Genomic DNA, 21,461 nt, shown 5'->3' on the forward strand with positions numbered 1-21,461 from the left:
TATGATTTAAATGTATGAAGATAAATGGAAAGATTTACACGCGTTGTAGTTACAGACAGTGATCACGAGTAAATTTCTATTATGTCATCAATATCAAAGCTTGATATCACTGCCAAAAAGCAGAAAAAGCCAGCAAAATGCCGGCTTTTAAGAACAGAGTGGTGTTATGACGATTTATTCTTCGTCTTCGCTCTCTTCTTCATCATCTTCATCATCTTCGTCAGATTCGAAGTAAGTACCCCAACCGTCATAATCAATGCTGTGTTTTTCTGCTAGTTTGATTAGCTTTTCAGCTTGCTCATCAATAAGCTCAGCGTTTAGAGCTGACTCCATCACTGCATCAAAACATACAACCTTGCCGCCGCCATCTTCAGGATCAAGCTCTAGCTCTTCTGCTTCTAAAACATTAAAACCAAGTTTAAATGCTTCAACTGCAGCCGCTTCTAGCTCTTCAAAGGTGTCTGCAGAGAAATGGTGCTCAATAGTGTAAAGCGCCTCTGGCTCACTGCCATCTTCAAGTAATGCGGCGATAATTTCGCGCGTTTCTTCTTTTTGCTCTGCAATCAATTCTGCGTAAGACATGGTATCACTCCACCTATGGAATAAATTTGCTGGCAAATATCGCATGGTTTGCACTCAATTACCATATCTTACGCGTAAGCTCGGTCTAAATTGATCTTAATCAATACTTAAGTTATTAACGTCAACGCTTCAAATACTCATCGTTATGCATAATATTCCACGCCTATAATACTCACTATGCTGCGATAACCACGGTATAAGCCCTAGCTATTAATTTTTTGTCATATTGTTTATATAGGCTATTCGCATAGACACCCAGTTTTTTTACACTAATATCCCATGTTTAAAAATGACACTTTTATCGCTGATAATAAATACAAAAAAATTGTGAACAATCGTTGAGTTAGTCACTAAATTTCACTTTAGAATCATAAAGTCCCACAAGCCCAATGAGACTATTTATGACCCATTTATCACCATGATACTAAGCTGTAATATTTTTTAATTAGTTACGTTTATTGTTTGTGCCCTTCTTTTTTCATAAGTGATCATTATCACTCATGCAGACAAACACACCTTATGGTTATCATTAACCTATGGTGCAGGAGATAACCATGACGACACACACTGAGATTAAACCCGAAAAGAAAAGCTTTTTTTCTCAATTAAAATTCCCTTCTGCTTATACCATTCTATTTACACTTATTGCTTTTGTTGCCGCTCTTACATGGGTTGTACCAGCAGGACAATATGATCGTGAAATGAATGCTGAACTCGGAAAAGAAGTCCCTATTACAGGTACCTATAAACCGGTTGAGAGCAACCCTCAAGGTGTTGTTGATGTATTATTAGCGCCGATAGATGGTTTTTATAATCATGAATCCTATGAAGCCGCAGCCATTGATGTGTCATTGTTTATTTTAATTATCGGTGGCTTTCTTGGACTGGTTACAAAAACAGGGGCAATTGATGCAGGTATTGAACGTGTCACTGCCCGCCTACATGGCAAAGAAGAATTAATGATCCCGATTTTAATGGGTTTATTTGCTGCGGGCGGTACCATTTATGGCATGGCAGAAGAATCATTACCTTTTTATACTTTATTAGTACCTGTGATGATGGCGGCACGATTTGATCCGCTCGTTGCCGCAGCAACAGTGTTACTGGGAGCTGGTATAGGAACATTAGGATCGACAATAAATCCCTTTGCAACGGTTATTGCTTCTAACGCAGCAGGCATACCGTTCACTGATGGTATTATGTTACGAATTATCATTCTAACTATCGGTTGGTTAATCTGTGTTGGTTACGTCATGCGCTATGCAAAAATGGTGCGTGAAGATAAAACAAAATCAATTGTGTATGACCAATATGAGCAAAATAAAGCGCATTTTTTAAGTAACCAATCAGATCAAATGCTTGAGTTCACTACTACCCGTAAAGTGATACTTGCTATTTTTGGACTTTCGTTTGCAGTGATGATTTATGGGGTTGCAATTGCGGGATGGTGGATGCCACAAATATCAGCAATGTTCCTTGGCGCTTCGATTCTTATTGGTTTTGTGTCACGCATGAGCGAAGAAGATTTCTCTACCAGCTTTATTGATGGCGCTCGAGATCTACTTGGCGTAGCGTTAATTATTGGTATTGCTCGCGGTATTGTCGTGATCATGGATCGCGGTATGATCACCGATACTATCCTAAACTCAGCCGAACATATCGTCACAGGTCTCTCAGCTGTCGTATTTATTAATGTCATGTATATTCTAGAAATATTACTGTCGTTTTTAGTTCCATCGACCTCCGGATTAGCCGTACTGACTATGCCAATCATGGCGCCATTGGCTGATTTTTCAGGAGTTGGACGAGATCTAGTCGTAACCGCTTACCAATCAGCGTCAGGGGTCGTTAACCTTGTCACTCCCACATCTGCAGTTGTAATGGGAGGATTAGCTATTGCACGCGTCCCTTATGTACGCTGGCTGAAATGGGTTGCACCATTATTAGGTATTATTATTGTATTTACGATGGTGGTTTTAAGTATTGGCGTAATATTAGTGTAGTACGCTAGTGTAACTGATAAATATATATCCTTTATTAAAATCGCCTGCGGGCGATTTTTTTATTTTCAGTTATACATATAGAGATATATTTATTACACCTTTACGTTATACCATATTATTTATATTAGTCATTACGTTGTCTCAAAGCCCCCTATTATTCCAACAAGACACCCCCCACATATACATTCAATTAAATATTATTTAAAACATATTTAAAATTAAAAAATAACAAAATAATAAAATAAACATTCATCACAAAAAAACACTTAAATACATTATAAAAAAAAAGAAAATCTTATTATTTAATATATCTACGCATCTTATTTGAATAATATTCTCCACCGTTAAAACTTAATTTAAACAACAACAATGCATAAGATTTCATATAAAAATAAAATACCAATAAAAAACAATAAGATAACAATGATTATTGTATTAAAAAAACATAACAATCACATAATAAATCAATGAATTTCATTATTTATAATTATTCTTTCCTGTAAAAAAACCACTATATCATCGCTAAGCTATTAATAATTAAAGTGTGATAGTGATCTTATACAAATAAACTCAACCACGTAGAATCAATTACATAAACAACACGCAATACTTATTTAACGCTTCGTAACTTTAAACATAGCCAATCACTAACAGGCATAAATAGAGAGATACTATCATGAGTAACTTTTATGTGGGTTCTGAAATAGGTCAACTACGCCGCGTACTAATCCATCGTCCAGAGCGTGCTTTAAATAATCTGACACCATCAAATTGCCAAGATTTATTATTTGATGATGTATTATCTGTTGAAAAAGCAGGTAAAGAACATGATGTATTTGCTAATACTCTACGCCAACAAGGTGTCGAAGTTTTATTATTACAAACCATGTTAAGTGAAACTTTATCCATTCCAGAAGCAAAAGATTGGCTATTATCAACTCAAATATCAAATTACCGTTTTGGTAATACCTTTGCGAATGATATTCGCTGTTTCTTAGCTGACCTACCTCATGCTGAGCTCGCTTCAATTTTATTAGGTGGTCTAAGTTACGCAGAATTACCACTGCAATCCTCTTCTATTATGCAAAAGATGCATTCACCTTGTGACTTTATTATCAAGCCATTACCTAATCATCTCTTTACTCGCGATACTTCTTGCTGGGTTTACGGTGGTGTATCTATTAATCCGATGGCTAAAGAAGCTCGTCAACGTGAAACCAACCATTTACGTGCTATTTACCGCTGGCATCCAACGTTTGCAGGCCAAGATTTCATTAAATACTTTGGCGATGATCAAAATGCTTATGACAAATCCACCATTGAAGGCGGCGATGTTTTAGTTATAGGTAAAGGCAGCGTGTTAATTGGTATGTCTGAACGTACAACGCCACAAGGTGTTGAGGCATTAGCAGCAAGCTTATTTAAGCATGGTCAAGCCAAGCAAGTAATTGCAATGGAATTACCAAAGCACCGTTCATGCATGCACCTCGATACTGTGATGACACATATGCGTGAAGACACTTTCTCGGTTTACCCTGAAGTTATTCGTAAAGATGTCCAATGCTGGAGCCTAACTGGCGATGCTTATGGCAGCGTAAAAGCTAAAGAAGAAAATTATTTTGTTCACGCTATCGAGAAAGCTTTGGGCGTTGATCAACTTAATTTAATTACCACTGGTGGTGATAACTTTGAAGCTGAACGTGAGCAGTGGAACGATGCTAACAACGTCTTAACCGTCAGCCCTGGGGTTGTTATTGGTTATGAGCGTAACACTTACACCAATGAAAAATACGATAAAGCCGGCATCACTGTATTACCGATTCCAGGTGATGAACTTGGTCGTGGCCGTGGCGGTGCTCGCTGCATGAGCTGCCCAATTGAGCGTGATGGTATTTAAACCGACATAACAAAGGCTGGTGCGACTACCGACCAGCCACTAATAAATACGGAGATATACAGCGATGACTAAACAAACTGTTGTGGTTGCCCTTGGTGGTAATGCTTTATTACGTCGTGGCGAGCCTTTAGAAGCCAGCATTCAACGTCAAAACATTGCGACAGCCGCCAAAACTATCGCAGAAATTGCGCAGCAATATAACGTGGTATTAGTACATGGTAACGGTCCACAAGTAGGTTTACTGGCACTACAAGGGTTGGAATATAAAAAAGTAATGCCTTACCCACTAGATGTATTGGGTTCTGAAACACAAGGCATGATTGGTTATATCTTAATGCAAGAACTGAAGAACTTACTGCCAGAGCAAGACGTCTCTTGCATGCTCACTCAAATGTTAGTTGACCCACAAGATCCTGCTTTTGCTGATCCAACCAAGCCTATTGGCCCTGTGTATCAAGAAGCCGAAGCTCGTGAGTTAGCTGAGAAATTTCAGTGGACGGTGAAAGCTGATGGTCAATATTTCCGCCGCGTAGTACCAAGTCCACAACCCATTGGCATCGTAGAATGTGATGCCATCGAAACCTTAATTAAACGTGATCACTTAGTCATTTGTACTGGCGGCGGTGGCATTCCAGTTAAACGTGAAAATAACAAACTGGTAGGTGTTGAGGCTGTAATTGATAAAGACATGTCAGCGGCTTATCTCGCCAAGCAATTAAATGCCGATGCGCTACTTATTTTGACTGATGCTGATGCTGTTTATCTTGATTGGGGCAAAGCAACTCAAAAAGCGATATCAAGCACGACGCCACGAGCGCTAGCACAATACAGTTTTGATGCCGGTTCAATGGGTCCAAAAATTGAAGCATCGTGTGAGTTTATCAAACAAGGTGGAAAATTAGTCGGTATCGGTGCACTGCATGATGGATTAGAGATCCTCAAAGGGCTTGCTGGAACAAATATTATTGCAGATAAATAGAATAGCTATTCACAAACGCTAAAAAATAAGATACACATATTATTAACATTGAACATTATCGAGTAACTCACCTATAACATAAAAGATTCAGTCGAAGAGATACTGAACCTTAAGAGGGATACATCATGGCTTTTAATCTTCGTAATCGTAACTTCCTAAAATTACTTGATTTCACTCCTCGTGAGATTCAACATTTACTTGAACTATCGGCTGAATTAAAAAAAGCAAAATACAATGGCTATGAACAACCTCGCCTTAAAGGTAAGAACATCGCACTGATCTTTGAAAAAACCTCAACCCGTACGCGTTGCGCATTTGAAGTTGCTGCTTTTGACCAAGGCGCTCAAGTTTCTTATTTAGGCCCTTCTGGTTCTCAAATTGGTCACAAAGAATCAATGAAAGACACCGCTCGCGTATTAGGTCGTATGTACGACGGCATTGAATACCGCGGGTTTGGCCAAGCGATTGTTGAAGAGCTTGGTGCATACGCTGGCGTTCCTGTATGGAATGGTTTAACCGATGAATTCCATCCAACACAAATTTTAGCTGACTTTCTAACCATGCAAGAGCATGGCCGCGGCAAAGCATTACACCAAATGTCATTTGCTTATCTTGGGGATGCGCGTAATAACATGGGTAACTCCTTAATGGTTGGTGCTGCAAAAATGGGAATGGATATTCGTCTCGTTGCACCAAAAGCATTCTGGCCTGATGCTGAACTTGTCGCTCAATGCCGTGAAATTGCCACAGAAACGGGCGCTAAAATCACCATGACAGATGATGTCCAAGAAGGTGTTCAAGGCTGTGATTTCCTTTATACCGATGTGTGGGTTTCTATGGGTGAAGCCAAAGAAGCATGGGCAGAACGAATCAATTTAATGCTGCCATACCAAGTTAACATGGCTATGTTACAAGCAACTGGTAATCCGCATGTGAAATTTATGCACTGTTTACCAGCTTTCCATGGCGAAGATACCACCGTTGGAAAAGAACTTGCTCAAGCCTACCCAATGCTATCAAAAGGGGTAGAAGTAACGGATGAAGTGATTGAATCTAACCATTCAATTGTGTTTGATGAAGCAGAAAACCGCATGCATACCATCAAAGCTGTGATGGTAGCAACACTGGGGGACTAAATAACAATATTCGCTGTAATAAGAGTTAATACGCTGCCGTTCACTTGAACGGCAGTTGCATATTTTTGCAGATAAAAAATCCAATGAAAAATAATTATCTTTGTTTTTCATATAAATAAGTAAAACAAAAAACCAACACAATATAACTAGAATTGCATAAAAATCCGTAGATTGAATAATTAACGCAAACGCTTGCGCCATAAAAAATAGACGGTATAATCCTTGCAATTTGCCTAGCAAGAGATAAAAAAATGAACCCTGCTATGAACACGACATTAACTCGCAGTAATCATCCGCTGATGATGGTTTGTTATTTTATTTTTACTATTTTTCAAAAAAAAGCCTCCTTTTAATAGGGGGCTTTTTTTTGCCTAAAATTTAACAAACAACAACCGTATTTCAACTTAATCAAACCATCATAGGGAAAGAAGCCATGGCTAATTCGCTGTTTAAAAAGCATATTATTTCTATACCAGAGCTTAATCGTGCTGAGCTAGAGCTTATTATTGATACCGCTGCGAGACTAAAAGCCGAACCTAACCCGACGTTACTTAAAAATAAAGTCGTCGCAAGTTGCTTCTTTGAGCCATCAACCCGTACTCGCCTTTCTTTTGAAACAGCGATTCAACGTTTAGGCGGCACAGTGGTTGGTTTTGATTCACCAGGAAATACATCACTGGCGAATAAAGGCGAAACATTATCAGATTCAGTCCAAGTAATTACCTCTTATGTTGATGCATTTGTTATGCGTCACCCACAAGAAGGAGCGGCACGATTAGCGTCTGAGTTTTCTAATGGCGTGCCGGTTATCAATGGTGGTGATGGTGCTAACCAACATCCAACTCAAACATTATTAGATCTATTTACTATCCATGAAACGCAAGGTCGACTTGATGGTATCAATATCGCCTTCGTCGGTGATTTAAAATATGGCCGTACCGTACACTCATTAACTCAAGCATTATCAAAGTTTAATAATGTTAAATTCTTCTTTATTGCGCCTGAAGTATTAGCAATGCCCGACTATATCTGTGAAGAATTGGATGATGCAGGTATTAGTTATAGCTTGCACAACAACATGGAAGACGTCATTCCTGAATTAGATATTCTTTATATGACTCGTGTTCAAAAAGAGCGTTTTGATGAATCTGAATATGTACATATGAAAGCCGCTTATATTCTAACGGCTAGCATGTTGGAAAGTGCACGTGACAATTTAAAAGTATTACATCCACTACCACGTGTTGATGAAATAACAGTTGATGTAGATAAAACCAAATATGCTTACTTCTTCCAACAGGCAGAAAATGGTGTTTATGCGCGTCAAGCGCTGCTTGCTCTTGTACTTAATGAAAACCTATAGAAGAGGCGTGACGATCATGGTGAAGGAAACCCAACTTAAAGTTGAAGCAATTAAAAATGGTACTGTTATCGATCATATTCCGGCTAATGTCGGTATTAAAATCCTTAAATTATTTAATATCAAAGGAACGAATGAGCGCGTCACTATTGGTCTTAATTTACCCTCTTCAGCATTAGGCGCTAAAGATCTGATCAAAATTGAGAATGTGTTTATCACCGAAGATCAAGCCAATCAATTAGCACTCTACGCACCAAAAGCAACGGTTAATCAAATTGAAAACTACGAAGTGGTTAAAAAACTCAATTTATCACTGCCTGAATTTATCAGTGCTATTTTCAAATGTCCTAATAGTAACTGTATTTCACATGGTGAACCGGTTAATAGTGGCTTTAAGGTACTGACCAAAAAAGCGGATATTCAATTAAAATGTAAGTACTGCGAAAAAGTATTCTCACGTCAAATCGTGACTGAATGTAATCGCTAAAAAAATCAATATACGCTCGACCCAGCAAAGACATTATCAACAACAAAGAGTGATAAGTCTGCGCTGGGTCTTTTTTAATTCACAAGTAAGTAACTACTGACTCAATACAATCTATAACGTTAATCGCCATCACATTACTATCATTCACTGGAATAACTTCATATAACGTTTGTTATTTGGTGATAATGGTCATATCTACACTATATTATAATTGTTATGATTAATATTCATACGAATGCGTAGTGTTAAACATAAGCACTCAATGTGAACTGTATCGTCCCATCTATTATTGATCTATATATTGCCAAGGAATGACCTAAAATGGAGCTTCACCCCCCAGCAATCGATCATAATTATTGTAATGATAATATGACATCAGCATGTAAACGTTTGCTACAACAACAAAGCTTTACAACGCAAGATGATATTCGATATCAATTAATTGAATTAGGCTTTCACGATATTAGTCAGTCTACAGTGTCACGGCTACTCTTACGGTTAGGCGTCGCTAAAATTCCCAATGCTGCGGGTAAAAAAATTTATTGCCTGACTGCTGAAAATGAACCAATAAAGATTAATGCATCGATTGCATCACAAGTTGAATTTGTAAGTCATAACCAGTTAGTGGTTGTCATAAAAACTCACCCTGGTGGCGCACAATTAGTCGCTCGATTAATTGATATGCAACCTCACGTAGATATTTTAGGCACTATTGGTGGTAATGACACCGTCATGGTCGCGCCAAAAGACATCACTCGCATTGATGAATGCCTACAGGTCGTCAAACAGCGCTTAGGACTAAAATAGCTATTGATAACAATGATCATTAGTTGAATATAACCATTATTGCCCCCATATTAATTAACACTTAAAGGCAATTAATTGTGCCTTTTAATGATCATAAAATAGGATAAATCATGACGAAAATTCTTCATACAGAGCAAGCACCTGCGGCAATCGGTCCTTACGTACAAGGTGTTGATCTTGGTAGTATGGTACTAACATCAGGTCAGATTCCAGTTAATCCATTAACGGGTGACGTTGCAGAAGATATTGCTGCTCAAACACGCCAATCATTAGATAATGTTAAGGCTGTTGTTGAAGCATCTGGTCTATGCGTTGCTGATATTGTAAAGATGACAGTTTTTGTTAAAGATCTAAATGATTTTGGTGCGGTAAATGAAGTTTACGGTACTTTCTTTGATGAACACAATGCGCCTTACCCTGCTCGCTCTTGTGTTGAAGTTGCACGTTTACCTAAAGATGTAAAAATTGAAATTGAAGCGATTGCTGTACGTAAATAATCGTTAATTAAGCGATCACGAGACTGAAAATCAGTGATCGCTTTTTTCTCCATCATAACGAAAACTATGATTGTTCCACTACGGCTAAGACTTGTGCAAACCATGCGGTAAATAATTGCGGGGCTTGCTGTAATTGCAATTGCAACTCAGCACTTGACCACCAGCGATAGGCCATCACTTCTGCAGGATTAGGCGTGAACTCCAAACCATCGCCATCACCAATCAATACATGATCTAATTCATGTTCAATTAACTGCTGATCTAATTTGGCGTAATAACAAAAATGACCAATATCCGTTAACGTGGTCGTTAATGTAATGCCCATTTCTTCTTGTAAACGACGAATACCAGCTTGACTGATCGACTCACCTTGGCGTGGGTGAGAACAACAAGTATTGGTCCATAATCCGCCACTATGGTATTTTTCTAATGCGCGCTGGTGTAATAAATATTCACGCCCAGACGGAGTATCACGATAAAGTAATACTGAAAAAGCCAAATGCAGTGCACCATCACGGTGAGCTTGCATTTTTTCTTGTAAGCCAAGTTCATGGCCTTGCTCATCTACTAATACTACATATTCTTCAGTCATGATTATTTTCTACTTTTATCTCAAAATATTGCTTACTGTTATTAATAGCTTAACAATAAAACAAAACAAGGACATGCTTATAAAACATGTCCTTGTTAATGATGCTCATGTTATATCTTTTAGCTATAATTATTAAGCTTTAAATAAACACGATCAGTGCTTATTGCGTTGAGCAACTTCCTGATCTAATTCAGCCAGTTTTATTGCCATTAGATCGCGGCTTTGAGTGAGTAAGCTACGCACATCTTCTTTACCTAAACCAACCGTCGTAATCGGCTTCATAACTTCCACAATTACCACACCGTTATTCCAACGATTCAGCTTTACGTTATCCGTTGAACTACAAACTATCGGTACAATTGGTACTTGAGCACCGATAGCAGCATGGAATGCACCTGTTTTAAATGGTAATAAACCACGACCACGAGAACGTGTACCTTCAGGAAACATCCACACCGATACTTTATTTTTCTTTATTTTATCAACTACTTGACCAATAGTGCCAACAGCTTTAGTACGGTTAGCACGATCAATTAAAATATTCCCTGTTATCCAGTATAGTTGCCCAAACAGTGGTATCCAGACTAAACTTTTCTTACCTACCGTTACTGTACGCTGCATAATTGCACCAGATACAGTAAATAAATCGTAAGTATTTTGATGGTTAGCAATATAAATTGCTGGACCAACTTGCTCAGCACCTTCGGCGTAGCGGATTTCAAGTTTAATACCGACAATACGTGACATTTTGCTGAAAAGTCGACCAAAAGTATAAACATGTTTAGGGTTACGAGGACTAAATAAGCAGTAACCACAACCAAGGACAAAAGTTATAATCGCAAAAATGGCGATTGCAATCATCCGTAAAATATAAATCATTCCAACACTCCTCTGCATAAAAGTGTGCACCAATATACCTGAAGCACAATTAACACATATAAATCATTAAAAAACCCTCAATAATATGAGGGTTTAATTGTCTATTTCACAATATTAGCTATCAGTTAATTGATCATCTGCCATTGTTTGTGGAGAATCAATTTCGATATCAGTCACACGCTGCAACCCACGCGGTAACATTGAACCTCGACGTCCTCGCTCTCCACGGAAGTTGTCTAGATCACTCGGTTTAAGCCCTAACTTACGTTTACCTGCATACAAGGTGACATGAGTATCAGCACTAATCACCATTAAGTACGATAAGAATTCTTCTCGTGCTTTTGAACGTGCCGATGGAATATTAATGATCTTATTACCCTTACCTTTACCTAATTGCGGTAAATCTTTGATTGGGAATAACAACATTCGACCTTCATTGGTGATCGCCATAATTTGATCATTATTAATATCAGCAATCGGTTGAGGTGGTAATACTAATGATTTTTCAGGTACCGTTAATAAGGCTTTACCACTCTTATTTTTCGATACCATATCACTGCTCTTACAGATAAAACCATAACCCGCATCTGATGCCATTAGCCATAGTTGATCATCCTCAGCCATCATAACTTGACGCATATTTGTGCCAGGGGTTAAGTTTAAGCGACCCGTGATTGGCTCACCTTGGCTACGAGCTGATGGTAAACTATGTGATTCAAGCGCATAACTGCGACCATCAGAGCCTAAGAATATTGCGGGTTGATTACTCTTACCTCGCGCGTGTGCAAGATAGTTATCACCTGACTTATAATTTAACGTGCTAGGATCAACATCATGCCCTTTAGCGTGACGGATCCAGCCTTTATCAGACAGAACAACCGTGATCGCTTCACTTGGAATTAAATCACGTTCGGTCATGGCTTTTGCTTCTGCTCGCTCAACCAATGGAGAACGACGATCATCACCATACTTCTCAGCATCAGCGATCATTTCTTTTTTGATCAACGTATTTAAACGTCGCTCTGAACCTAACAGCTTTTCAAGCTGATCACGTTCTTTAGCTAATTCGTCTAATTCACCACGGATCTTAATTTCTTCAAGCTTAGCTAACTGACGCAGTTTGATTTCTAAAATCGCATCCGCTTGGGTGACACTTAAATCAAAGCGTGACATTAATTCAGCTTTTGGATCATCTTCACTACGAATGATCTCAATCACTTCATCAATATTTAAATATGCCGCTAATAAGCCTTCTAAAATATGTAAACGGGCGATCACTTTATCTAAACGATACTGCAAACGGCGACGAACAGTACTACGGCGGTACTCAAGCCATTCTTTAATAATCGTTACCAAGCCTTTGACTTGTGGACGACCATCTAGACCCAACATATTAATATTTGCGCGGAAACTTTTTTCTAAATCTGTCGAAGCAAACAGGTGATTCATTAATTGATCGCAATCAATACGATTTGTGCGTGGTACGATCACGATACGCGTTGGGTTTTCGTGATCGGATTCGTCACGTAAATCCTCAACCATTGGCAGCTTTTTAGCTCGCATTTGCGCCGCAATTTGCTCCAATAATTTGGCACCCGATGCCTGATGAGGCAAGGCGGTGATCACAATATCACCATTTTCTTTATGCCAAATAGCGCGCATTTTAACGCTACCACGCCCAGTGGCGTACATCTTCTTCAAATCAGATTTTGAGGTGATGATTTCAGCTTCAGTCGGATAATCAGGGCCTTGAACAAATTCCATTAATTGCTCAAGATCAGCATTGGGATTATCGATCATATGTACAGCAGCATTCGCTACTTCGCGTACATTATGTGGCGGAATATCCGTTGCCATACCAACCGCAATACCAGTAATACCATTTAATAGAATATGCGGTAAGCGAGCAGGTAACATTTTAGGCTCAAGCATCGTACCGTCAAAATTAGGTACCCAATCTGCTGTGCCTTGATTTATTTCTGCTAATAATACTTCTGAAAAACGCGATAAACGTGATTCGGTATAACGCATTGCAGCAAAAGATTTTGGATCATCTGGCGCACCCCAGTTACCTTGACCATCCACTAACGGATAACGGTAGGAGAAAGGCTGAGCCATAAGTACCATCGCTTCATAACACGCAGAATCACCGTGTGGATGGAATTTACCTAATACGTCACCAACAGTACGTGCTGATTTTTTATATTTTGCAGTAGCACTTAAACCTAGTTCTGACATCGCATAAATAATACGACGTTGTACAGGTTTCAAGCCATCACCAATAAAAGGCAAGGCACGATCCATGATTACATACATGGAATAATTTAAATAAGCGTCTTCAGTAAACTTTCTAAGTGGAAGCTGTTCAACGCCATCCATAGAGACATCAGTCATCGTGAGATAATCCGTCTTAAATAATGCGATTCGGCAAACATAATGCTTGCCGATTTAAAAATGATATACGTGGGGATGAATTATACTTCCGCCATATCGCCTTTGCTTTGTAGCCAGTGACGACGATCTTCTGCACGCTTTTTACCAAGCAGCATATCCATCATTTCATTGGTTTCACTATCATCATCAATAGTAAGTTGAACCAAACGACGAGTATTAGGATCCATGGTGGTTTCACGTAATTGCAGTGGGTTCATTTCACCCAAACCTTTAAAGCGCTGGACGTTGATTTTTCCACGCTTACCTTTTAAACGCTCAAGAATGGCATTTTTTTCTGCTTCATCAAGCGCATAAAAGACTTCTTTACCTAAATCGATACGGTAAAGTGGCGGCATTGCAATAAAGATATGTCCTGCACGTACTAACGCTTCAAAATGCTTCATAAACAAGGCACATAGTAACGTTGCGATATGCAGACCATCGGAGTCCGCATCGGCAAGGACACATATTTTACCGTAACGAAGTCCACTCAAATCACCACTGTCGGGATCAATACCCAATGCGATTGAAATATTATGAACTTCTTCTGATGCCAACACTTGATCAGATGACACTTCCCAAGTATTCAATATCTTACCGCGTAACGGCATGATGGCTTGGAACATTCGATCACGGGCTTGTTTCGCTGAACCACCTGCCGAATCACCTTCCACCAAGAACAACTCTGTTCGGTTTAAGTCTTGTTGCGAACAATCGGCTAATTTACCTGGCAAAGCAGGACCTGAAGCAATTTTCTTACGAACGACTTTTTTACTCGCACGCATACGGCGATGGGCGTTAGCAATACAAACTTCAGCTAATAATTCAGCAAGTTGTGGGCGTTCGTTCAGCCATAAACTAAAGGCATCTTTAACCACACCAGAAACAAATGCCGCACATTGACGTGACGATAAACGCTCTTTAGTTTGACCCGCAAACTGAGGATCTTGCATCTTCACTGATAGCACATATGCACAGCGATCCCAAATATCATCCGCAGTCAGTTTTACACCACGCGGTAACAAATTGCGGAATTCACAGAACTCACGCATTGCATCAAGTAAGCCTTGACGTAAACCATTAACATGGGTACCACCTTGCGCCGTTGGGATCAGGTTAACGTAACTTTCAGTGATCAGCTCGCCACCTTCAGGTAACCACAATAACGCCCAATCAGCCGCTTCAGTTGCACCACTAAAAACACCAGTAAACGGCTCTTCTGGCAGCAAGGTATAACCTTTGACACCTTCAGCTAAATAATCTTTTAAACCATCTTCATAACACCACCGTATTGTTTCATCAGTGATTTTATTAGTGAAGATAATCTCCAAACCTGGACACAATACGGCCTTAGCTTTTAAGTTACTTTTAAGGCGAGTAACAGAAAACTTAGCACTATCAAAATATTTAGGGTTCGGCCAAAAATGAACTTTAGTGCCTTTCGCGCGACGGCCACAGGTACCAATAACCTCTAATTCAGAGACTTTATCGCCATTTTCAAATGCGATTTGATACACTTGTCCATCACGTTTGACGGTCACTTCAACTCGATTAGAAAGGGCATTTACAACCGAAATACCTACCCCGTGTAAACCACCTGAAAATTGGTAGTTTTTACCCGAGAATTTACCTCCGGCATGTAACTTACACAGAATAAGTTCAACTCCAGAAACACCTTCTTCTGGGTGAATATCTACTGGCATACCACGGCCGTCATCAATCACTTCTAATGATTGATCGGCATGAAGAATGACTTCAACTTTACGAGCATGTCCAGCCAAGGCTTCATCGACACTGTTATCGATAACTTCTTGACCGAGGTGGTTAGGTCTTACCGTATCGGTATACATACCTGGACGGCGGCGTACTGGCTCAAGGCCATTTAGAACCTCAATGGCTCCAGCGTTATAGCTTTGATCTGTCATATTACGGAAATTTACGGGAAAATTTTGCAAATAATAGTCAGTAACCCTCGCAATGTTGTCAAGCAAGAGTCAGCGGAAAACTCACATTCAGTGAGTCGAGTCTCTTTTCTGTCGTCATGAAAAGGGACATAAACTGGGTATCAATTTTATGCTAATGCACATAACTTGATTTATAGGGTAGCCTATCTCGTTACTCAATGAACAGATAAGTCAGGTTATAACCCCAAGAATTGAAGAATGGTGGTGGGAAAACGTTCAAAATCACAAAAACTATGATCACCATTAGCTTCTATTGTCAGCTTGCAGTGTGCATATTTTAATGCTGCTTGGCGATAATCAAGTACTTCATCACCTTGCTGTAATAATACCCACAACAATTGCGATTGGGTAATCTTAGTCACTTCAAGCGCTTTCAATTCATCAATGTGCTGAGTGTCTAATATATACTGCTCACCACTGTATGGGTTTTGTTGCGGCCCAAGGTAATCAACTAATAATTGATAAGGCTTAACTGCTGGATTGACCAATACCGCAGGAAGCTGATAACGCTCACTAAGCCACGCACTTAAATAGCCCCCCAATGAACTTCCAACAACACCAATAGTATAGTGGTCTTGGTACTGCTCAATGAGTTGTGCAAGGTATTGACTGGCCTCAGCAGGATAGCTTGGTAATTGAGGAGCAACCACCTTGATATCAGGCCGATGCTCATCACAATATGCTATCATCTGCTGTGCTTTCAGTGATAATGGCGAGCTATTAAAGCCATGTAAGTAAATCAATAATGATGGCATCAGTAACCTTCTGCATCGAGTTTAGGTTTAAATTGATCACCACTAATACGATGCACACTGGTGATGATATGCCCATCTTTAGTCAGTTCTAAATAACGCCACCCTGGATTATTATGATCTAAAGCAAAATCATCAGAATCAGGCATAAATTGAATGCAGGTTGATGGTGTCGCTAGTACACGTACACCATGATAAATACGATCTAAATCTTGATGAATATGACCACATAATATCGCTTTCACTTGCGGATAGCGATCAATCACATTCCATAGTCCACTATTATTATGCAATTTATGTTGATCCAACCATGCACTGCCTGCTTCAAGTGGATGATGATGCAATAAAATTAATGCATGTCGATCTGGATAACGAGCAAGAGCTGCATCTAATAGTACCAACTGCGCCGCATTTAACTCACCATGCGGTACTCCTTGCACTTGGCTATCGAGTAAAATCATTTGCCAATGCTCACCGACTAATACCTGTTGTTGGGGCTTAATTTGCTCACTAGGTAAAATGGATTGCATCGTTGGCTGAAAATCATGATTCCCTGGTAACCAAAAGCATGGCTGTGACCAGCGTGAAATGCCATCAGCAAAACGTTGATAAGAGTAAGGGGTGTGATCTTGAGAAATATCACCTGTAGCAACGATGGCGTCAAAATGACGCGCAGCAATATCTACCCCTGCAAGCACGGCATGAAAACTGTCTTTGGTTGCCACGCCAAGCAAAGAGCCTGAGCCATTGGCAAACAAATGGGTGTCGGTAATTTGCAGAAGAACCACACTTTCGGGGTTGGTCTGCGGCAGCGAATAGGTCTGCAAAACGTCAAAAACCTTGTCTATTCTGAGCAATTAAGTTCAATTAACAAACGGATTGTTTACTAAGCCCATGGCGTAAACAATGCTTCAACCAGTCACCTAAGAAAAGGTTGACTTGATGTTTCTCATTTTTTTGATGCATACGCAAGTTAGGATAATCATATATTGGCTTGAGTCGAGAAATCTGCTGTGCAGCACACACTTCTGCTACCTTAGCATCATGATATAACCGCACAGTTAATAGTGGCGCTAGATAATCAGCCACCGCCTCACTTTTAACTAAACCTAATGTTACCACTGTGGTGTAACGTGTTGTTTCAATAATTTCTAACTGATATACATCATCACACACGAGGTATACGTGTCTATCTCCAACAGCATCACTGCGAGGCAATAATGGCAGGAGTTTAGCGTAATTAGTTTCATACAAGCGCATTAGACTTGTCAAATCAACAGTATACCTTTTATTCAAATCATTCCCCTAGGATTATAAGATAATTTATTTTATGCCTGTCGCAAACGTTGATGATGTAATTGCAACCATTGTAATGCGATAATTGTGGCTGCATTTTCAATTTTACCAGATTCTAGCCATTGATAAGCCTGATTTCTGGAAACAACATGCACACGAATATCTTCAGATTCACTGGTAACCCCGTGAATCCCTTGCGCCAAACTGCTATCTACTTCACTAATAAAGATTTCAAGTATTTCAGAACAACCACCTGAACTGGATAAGTAACGAGATATTTTTTCTGTTTTACCGAGTACTAATCCTGATTCTTCTGTTGCTTCTCGACGTACTACTTGCTCTGCTGACTCATTATCATGATCAAGCATACCCGCAACAATTTCTAACTGCCATGGCTGACACTCAGCGGCCATTGCACCAACACGGAACTGCTCAATCAATACCACTTGATCACGCACAGAGTCATACGGCAATACCGCCGCTGCATGACCACGTTCAAACAATTCACGTTCAAATTCGCCACTCCAACCACCAGCAAATAATTTATGTCGTAAGCGGTATTTAACCATTTTAAAAAAACCGTCATACACCGTTTGTGTTGATAATACGTCAACATCTTGGCGATTAAATGTCTGTTGCACAGATGAACAATCTAATACTTTATTCATATTGCTTTTCCTTTGCGAATAAATATCTATTAAATATCAATCAACCCTCATCAATATTGTATCAAAATTAACTTATATTCCTTTCACTCATACTAAAAGTGTAATATTCCACTTTTAGTATTTAAACAATTAAATATCGTGTATTTTTTTGACACGCTGTTTATTAAATCGATTACAATAAGTTTATAATTGAGTGTTAAAATACAATCGTTAAGTAAAATTACGTAATGATCAGTTTCAAGCAAGCCTGCTTCAGGTAAAATAACGCTTGCACTATTTACACTCATCCATTTTTTGTCAGCAAGACCAGGAAAGGCATCCATGAAAAAATTGCTTCCAATCATTATTAGCCTTGCAATTGGCTCGATTAGTCAATCAGCATCGGCTGACGATCTCGCTCAGATTTATCAGCAAGCCAAGCAAAATGATCCACAACTTCTAAAAGCCGCGGCCGATAAAGATGCAGCTTTTGAAGCAATCAATTCTTCTCGTAGTACGCTTTTACCTCAAATTAACCTTTCTGCGGGCTACAATACTTATTACCTTGATGCCAAAAATAGCAAAGATAACGGTTTTAATGCCGGTGTTTCATTAAGCCAATCACTCTATAATCGCGCTAGCTGGGTCGGCCTTGATATTGCCGAAAAATCAGCGCGTCAAAGTGATGCCGCTTATGCTGTTACTCAACAAGGGCTTATTTTACGCGTTTCTACTGCTTATTTTGACGTTCTAAAAGCACAAGATGACTTAAAATTTGGTGAGGCAGAAAAAGCAGCGGTTGGTCGTCAATTAGAGCAAATGAAACAACGCTTTGAAGTTGGCCTATCTGCTATTACCGATGTTTATGATGCACAAGCACAATACGACACGGTATTAGCGTCAATTATTGTTAAAAAAAATACTCTCGCTAATAGTTATGAAGAATTACGTGAAATTACCGGTCATGCTTATTCATCACTAGACCCATTAAATACCGTAAGTTTCTCGGCGAGTAAACCAAAACAAGCGGCTGATCATCTTGTTAAAGATGCTGAAACAGAAAACTTAACTTTATTAACATCGCGTATCGGTCAAGATATTGCGCGTGATAATATTTCATTAGCAAATTCAGGACACCTACCAACATTGTCATTTGAATCTGGTTATCAATATGATGATACCAACAGCCAAATGAAGCCGGATCAAGGTAATCTAACTGCGGGTATTAAAATTGACCTGCCAGTATACAGCGGCGGTAATACCACCTCTCAAGTAAAACAAGCTCAATATAAATACGTATCAGCGAGTGAGAATCTGGAAGCACAATACCGTTCGGTTGTAAAAAATGTACGTAACTACTACAACAATATTAATGCAACGATTGGTTCAATCAATGCATATAAACAATCTGTTGTTTCTGCAAAATCAGCATTAGAAGCAACTGAAGCTGGTTTTGATGTAGGTACACGTACTATTGTTGATGTATTAAACTCAACCCGCAGCCTATATTCAGCTAACAGTGAACTTGCTAACGCACGTTATGATTATATCCTTGCGCGATTACAGCTAAAGCAAGCGGTAGGTACACTTAGCGAACAAGATGTGTTAGATATTAATTCTGGTTTAATTCAAACTAAATAAGCCATTAATATCAATATAAAAAAAGCGCCTAACGGCGCTTTTTTTGTTCGATAACCCTAACGTTAACCACGTCCACCACGAATAGCTTCAATAATTTTAGAGGTTGAACAACCATCTTCAAAATTAAGTACTAATACTTGACCACCCGCCGCAATCACTTCTTGGCCACCCGCAATTTGTTCAGGAGTGTAATCACCACCTTTAACTAAAATGCTTGGTAATACTTCACTGATTAATCGTTGTGGTGTCTCTTCGGTAAACGGTACCACCCAATCCACAGCGCCTAAACCAGCTAATACCGCCATACGACGATCTTCTGGATTCACTGGACGCCCTGGACCTTTTAAGCCTTTAACGGAATCATCAGAGTTTACCGCCACAATTAAGCGATCACCCAATTTTGCCGCTTCTGTTAAGTAGGCTACATGACCCGCATGCAAAATATCAAAACAACCGTTGGTCATAACGACAGTTTCACCACGCGCACGCGCAGATTTAACCGCTTCAACTAACATTGACTCAGAAATAACCCCAAAACCACTGTCTTGACTACCATGAATAGCTTCGGTTAATTCGATTGTCGATAACGTTGATGTACCTAACTTCGCCACCACCACACCCGCAGCCGCATTCGCGAGCTTACAAGAGTCAGATAACGATTTACCGGCTGCCAATGATGCTGCCAATACTGAAATAACCGTATCGCCAGCCCCCGTGACATCATAAACTTCTTGCGCAAGAGTTGGCATGTGTAACGGCTCACAGCCTTTTTCAAGTAAGGTCATGCCATGTTCTGAACGAGTAACCAGCAAGGCTTCAAAATCAAATTGTTCGATCAGTGCCATGCCTTTTTCAACTAATTCTTGTTCTGAATTCACGCAACCAACAACAGCTTTAAATTCAGATAAATTAGGTGTCAGTAATGTCGCACCACGGTAGCGTTCAAAGTCAGTTCCTTTAGGATCGACTAACACAGGTAAGTTTGCTGTACGAGCCAATTGAATCATCGCCTGCACATGAACTAACGCACCTTTAGCATAATCAGACAAAATAACCGCTTTCGCATTCGCTAGCGCAGGTTGCATTCGTTCAAGGATTGGGGCTGAATCGATATTTTGAAAACCTTCTTCAAAATCTAATCGAATCAACTGTTGGCCACGGCTCATCACCCGTAATTTAGTGATCGTTGGATATTGTGCAAGTGCAACGAAATCACTACAAATATTTAATGAGGTTAACTTTTCCGTTAACGCACGCGCTGCTTCATCTACACCAGTTAGGCCGATCAATTTGGCATTGCCACCTAACGCAGCAATATTCATTGCTACGTTTGCCGCACCACCAGGGCGCTCTTCAATCTGATCAACCTTAACCACTGGCACTGGTGCTTCTGGTGAAATACGTTCAGTGGGACCCGTCCAGTAGCGATCTAACATTACATCGCCAACAATCAATACCTCTGCTTGGTTATAATCAGGCAGCGTCAGTTTCATTTCTTTCTCCGGAAAT

The 21,461-nt window shown here is 39.6% G+C and carries 19 protein-coding genes; 9 read left to right on the top strand and 10 right to left on the bottom strand.

Annotation, left to right across the window (positions count from 1 at the left end):
* Nucleotides 1–174: 174 nt before the first annotated feature.
* Nucleotides 175–582 carry a ribonuclease E inhibitor RraB gene (gene rraB, locus OC457_RS12065; protein ID WP_080174891.1) on the bottom strand — a complete coding sequence of 136 codons (408 nt, stop codon included), beginning with the start codon at nt 580–582 and terminating at the stop codon, nt 175–177.
* Nucleotides 583–1,136: 554 nt separating this feature from the next.
* Here rraB and OC457_RS12070 point away from each other — a divergent pair.
* From OC457_RS12070 to OC457_RS12105, 8 genes are all read left to right on the top strand, one after another.
* Entirely contained in the window at nt 1,137–2,585 is a 1,449-nt protein-coding gene (locus OC457_RS12070; RefSeq protein WP_080174892.1) for a YfcC family protein, read from the top strand.
* Between the two features lie 676 nt (nt 2,586–3,261).
* Nucleotides 3,262–4,482 (top strand): arginine deiminase, encoded by a 1,221-nt coding sequence (arcA, locus tag OC457_RS12075; protein ID WP_080174893.1) that lies wholly within the window; start codon nt 3,262–3,264, stop codon nt 4,480–4,482.
* A gap of 64 nt (nt 4,483–4,546) precedes the next feature.
* The gene (arcC, locus tag OC457_RS12080; protein WP_080174894.1) at nt 4,547–5,461 is read left to right on the top strand and encodes a carbamate kinase; all 915 of its coding nucleotides are present in this window, start codon (nt 4,547–4,549) and stop codon (nt 5,459–5,461) included.
* A 125-nt stretch (nt 5,462–5,586) separates the two neighbouring features.
* Nucleotides 5,587–6,597: an ornithine carbamoyltransferase gene (locus tag OC457_RS12085; protein ID WP_080174895.1), complete on the top strand. Its 1,011-nt coding sequence runs from the start codon at nt 5,587–5,589 to the stop codon at nt 6,595–6,597.
* Between the two features lie 433 nt (nt 6,598–7,030).
* Nucleotides 7,031–7,960 carry an aspartate carbamoyltransferase gene (gene pyrB / locus OC457_RS12090; protein ID WP_080174896.1) on the top strand — a complete coding sequence of 310 codons (930 nt, stop codon included), beginning with the start codon at nt 7,031–7,033 and terminating at the stop codon, nt 7,958–7,960.
* 16 nt (nt 7,961–7,976) lie between these two features.
* The gene (gene pyrI, locus OC457_RS12095; RefSeq protein WP_080174897.1) at nt 7,977–8,444 is read left to right on the top strand and encodes an aspartate carbamoyltransferase regulatory subunit; all 468 of its coding nucleotides are present in this window, start codon (nt 7,977–7,979) and stop codon (nt 8,442–8,444) included.
* A 321-nt stretch (nt 8,445–8,765) separates the two neighbouring features.
* Entirely contained in the window at nt 8,766–9,251 is a 486-nt protein-coding gene (locus OC457_RS12100; protein ID WP_080174898.1) for an arginine repressor, read from the top strand.
* Between the two features lie 110 nt (nt 9,252–9,361).
* On the top strand, nt 9,362–9,748 hold the full coding sequence (locus OC457_RS12105) for a Rid family detoxifying hydrolase (protein WP_080174899.1): 387 nt from the start codon (nt 9,362–9,364) through the stop codon (nt 9,746–9,748).
* A gap of 64 nt (nt 9,749–9,812) precedes the next feature.
* Here OC457_RS12105 and idi read toward each other — a convergent pair whose 3' ends face one another.
* From idi to nudF, 8 genes are all read right to left on the bottom strand, one after another.
* A complete protein-coding gene (gene idi, locus OC457_RS12110; protein ID WP_080174900.1) occupies nt 9,813–10,340 on the bottom strand; it encodes an isopentenyl-diphosphate Delta-isomerase in 528 nt (175 codons plus the stop codon).
* 153 nt (nt 10,341–10,493) lie between these two features.
* Nucleotides 10,494–11,219: a 1-acylglycerol-3-phosphate O-acyltransferase gene (locus OC457_RS12115; protein WP_080174901.1), complete on the bottom strand. Its 726-nt coding sequence runs from the start codon at nt 11,217–11,219 to the stop codon at nt 10,494–10,496.
* 114 nt (nt 11,220–11,333) lie between these two features.
* On the bottom strand, nt 11,334–13,613 hold the full coding sequence (gene parC / locus OC457_RS12120; RefSeq protein WP_080174902.1) for a DNA topoisomerase IV subunit A: 2,280 nt from the start codon (nt 13,611–13,613) through the stop codon (nt 11,334–11,336).
* 80 nt (nt 13,614–13,693) lie between these two features.
* Nucleotides 13,694–15,577, bottom strand: a complete 1,884-nt coding sequence (gene parE, locus OC457_RS12125; protein ID WP_080174903.1) for a DNA topoisomerase IV subunit B — start codon at nt 15,575–15,577, stop codon at nt 13,694–13,696.
* Between the two features lie 215 nt (nt 15,578–15,792).
* Complete coding sequence (gene yqiA, locus OC457_RS12130) at nt 15,793–16,371, bottom strand: esterase YqiA (protein WP_080174904.1); 579 nt, start codon at nt 16,369–16,371, stop codon at nt 15,793–15,795.
* Entirely contained in the window at nt 16,371–17,195 is an 825-nt protein-coding gene (cpdA, locus tag OC457_RS12135) for a 3',5'-cyclic-AMP phosphodiesterase (RefSeq protein WP_080174905.1), read from the bottom strand. Before cpdA ends, yqiA begins: the two co-directional genes overlap by 1 nt.
* A 40-nt stretch (nt 17,196–17,235) precedes the next feature.
* The gene (locus OC457_RS12140) at nt 17,236–17,628 is read right to left on the bottom strand and encodes a DUF1249 domain-containing protein (protein WP_235866945.1); all 393 of its coding nucleotides are present in this window, start codon (nt 17,626–17,628) and stop codon (nt 17,236–17,238) included.
* Nucleotides 17,629–17,696: 68 nt separating this feature from the next.
* Nucleotides 17,697–18,332: an ADP-ribose diphosphatase gene (gene nudF / locus OC457_RS12145; RefSeq protein ID WP_080174907.1), complete on the bottom strand. Its 636-nt coding sequence runs from the start codon at nt 18,330–18,332 to the stop codon at nt 17,697–17,699.
* 321 nt (nt 18,333–18,653) lie between these two features.
* Here nudF and tolC point away from each other — a divergent pair, with 321 nt between their 5' ends.
* Nucleotides 18,654–19,952, top strand: a complete 1,299-nt coding sequence (gene tolC / locus OC457_RS12150) for an outer membrane channel protein TolC (RefSeq protein WP_080174909.1) — start codon at nt 18,654–18,656, stop codon at nt 19,950–19,952.
* 62 nt (nt 19,953–20,014) lie between these two features.
* Here tolC and hldE read toward each other — a convergent pair whose 3' ends face one another.
* A complete protein-coding gene (gene hldE / locus OC457_RS12155; protein WP_080174910.1) occupies nt 20,015–21,445 on the bottom strand; it encodes a bifunctional D-glycero-beta-D-manno-heptose-7-phosphate kinase/D-glycero-beta-D-manno-heptose 1-phosphate adenylyltransferase HldE in 1,431 nt (476 codons plus the stop codon).
* Nucleotides 21,446–21,461: the final 16 nt, after the last annotated feature.

It is taken from the genome of Photobacterium toruni, from assembly GCF_024529955.1.
Classification (GTDB): Bacteria; Pseudomonadota; Gammaproteobacteria; order Enterobacterales; family Vibrionaceae; genus Photobacterium; species Photobacterium toruni.

Excerpts from the sequence above, each read along its gene's own strand:
- rraB (WP_080174891.1), bottom strand. The coding sequence starts at position 582 with ATGTCTTACGCAGAATTGATTGCAGAGCAAAAAGAAGAAACGCGCGAA.
- OC457_RS12070 (WP_080174892.1), top strand. The coding sequence starts at position 1,137 with ATGACGACACACACTGAGATTAAACCCGAAAAGAAAAGCTTTTTTTCT.
- arcA (WP_080174893.1), top strand. The coding sequence starts at position 3,262 with ATGAGTAACTTTTATGTGGGTTCTGAAATAGGTCAACTACGCCGCGTA.
- arcC (WP_080174894.1), top strand. The coding sequence starts at position 4,547 with ATGACTAAACAAACTGTTGTGGTTGCCCTTGGTGGTAATGCTTTATTA.
- OC457_RS12085 (WP_080174895.1), top strand. The coding sequence starts at position 5,587 with ATGGCTTTTAATCTTCGTAATCGTAACTTCCTAAAATTACTTGATTTC.
- pyrB (WP_080174896.1), top strand. The coding sequence starts at position 7,031 with ATGGCTAATTCGCTGTTTAAAAAGCATATTATTTCTATACCAGAGCTT.
- pyrI (WP_080174897.1), top strand. The coding sequence starts at position 7,977 with ATGGTGAAGGAAACCCAACTTAAAGTTGAAGCAATTAAAAATGGTACT.
- OC457_RS12100 (WP_080174898.1), top strand. The coding sequence starts at position 8,766 with ATGGAGCTTCACCCCCCAGCAATCGATCATAATTATTGTAATGATAAT.
- OC457_RS12105 (WP_080174899.1), top strand. The coding sequence starts at position 9,362 with ATGACGAAAATTCTTCATACAGAGCAAGCACCTGCGGCAATCGGTCCT.
- idi (WP_080174900.1), bottom strand. The coding sequence starts at position 10,340 with ATGACTGAAGAATATGTAGTATTAGTAGATGAGCAAGGCCATGAACTT.
- OC457_RS12115 (WP_080174901.1), bottom strand. The coding sequence starts at position 11,219 with ATGATTTATATTTTACGGATGATTGCAATCGCCATTTTTGCGATTATA.
- parC (WP_080174902.1), bottom strand. The coding sequence starts at position 13,613 with ATGACTGATGTCTCTATGGATGGCGTTGAACAGCTTCCACTTAGAAAG.
- parE (WP_080174903.1), bottom strand. The coding sequence starts at position 15,577 with ATGACAGATCAAAGCTATAACGCTGGAGCCATTGAGGTTCTAAATGGC.
- yqiA (WP_080174904.1), bottom strand. The coding sequence starts at position 16,371 with ATGCCATCATTATTGATTTACTTACATGGCTTTAATAGCTCGCCATTA.
- OC457_RS12140 (WP_235866945.1), bottom strand. The coding sequence starts at position 17,628 with ATGCGCTTGTATGAAACTAATTACGCTAAACTCCTGCCATTATTGCCT.
- nudF (WP_080174907.1), bottom strand. The coding sequence starts at position 18,332 with ATGAATAAAGTATTAGATTGTTCATCTGTGCAACAGACATTTAATCGC.
- tolC (WP_080174909.1), top strand. The coding sequence starts at position 18,654 with ATGAAAAAATTGCTTCCAATCATTATTAGCCTTGCAATTGGCTCGATT.
- hldE (WP_080174910.1), bottom strand. The coding sequence starts at position 21,445 with ATGAAACTGACGCTGCCTGATTATAACCAAGCAGAGGTATTGATTGTT.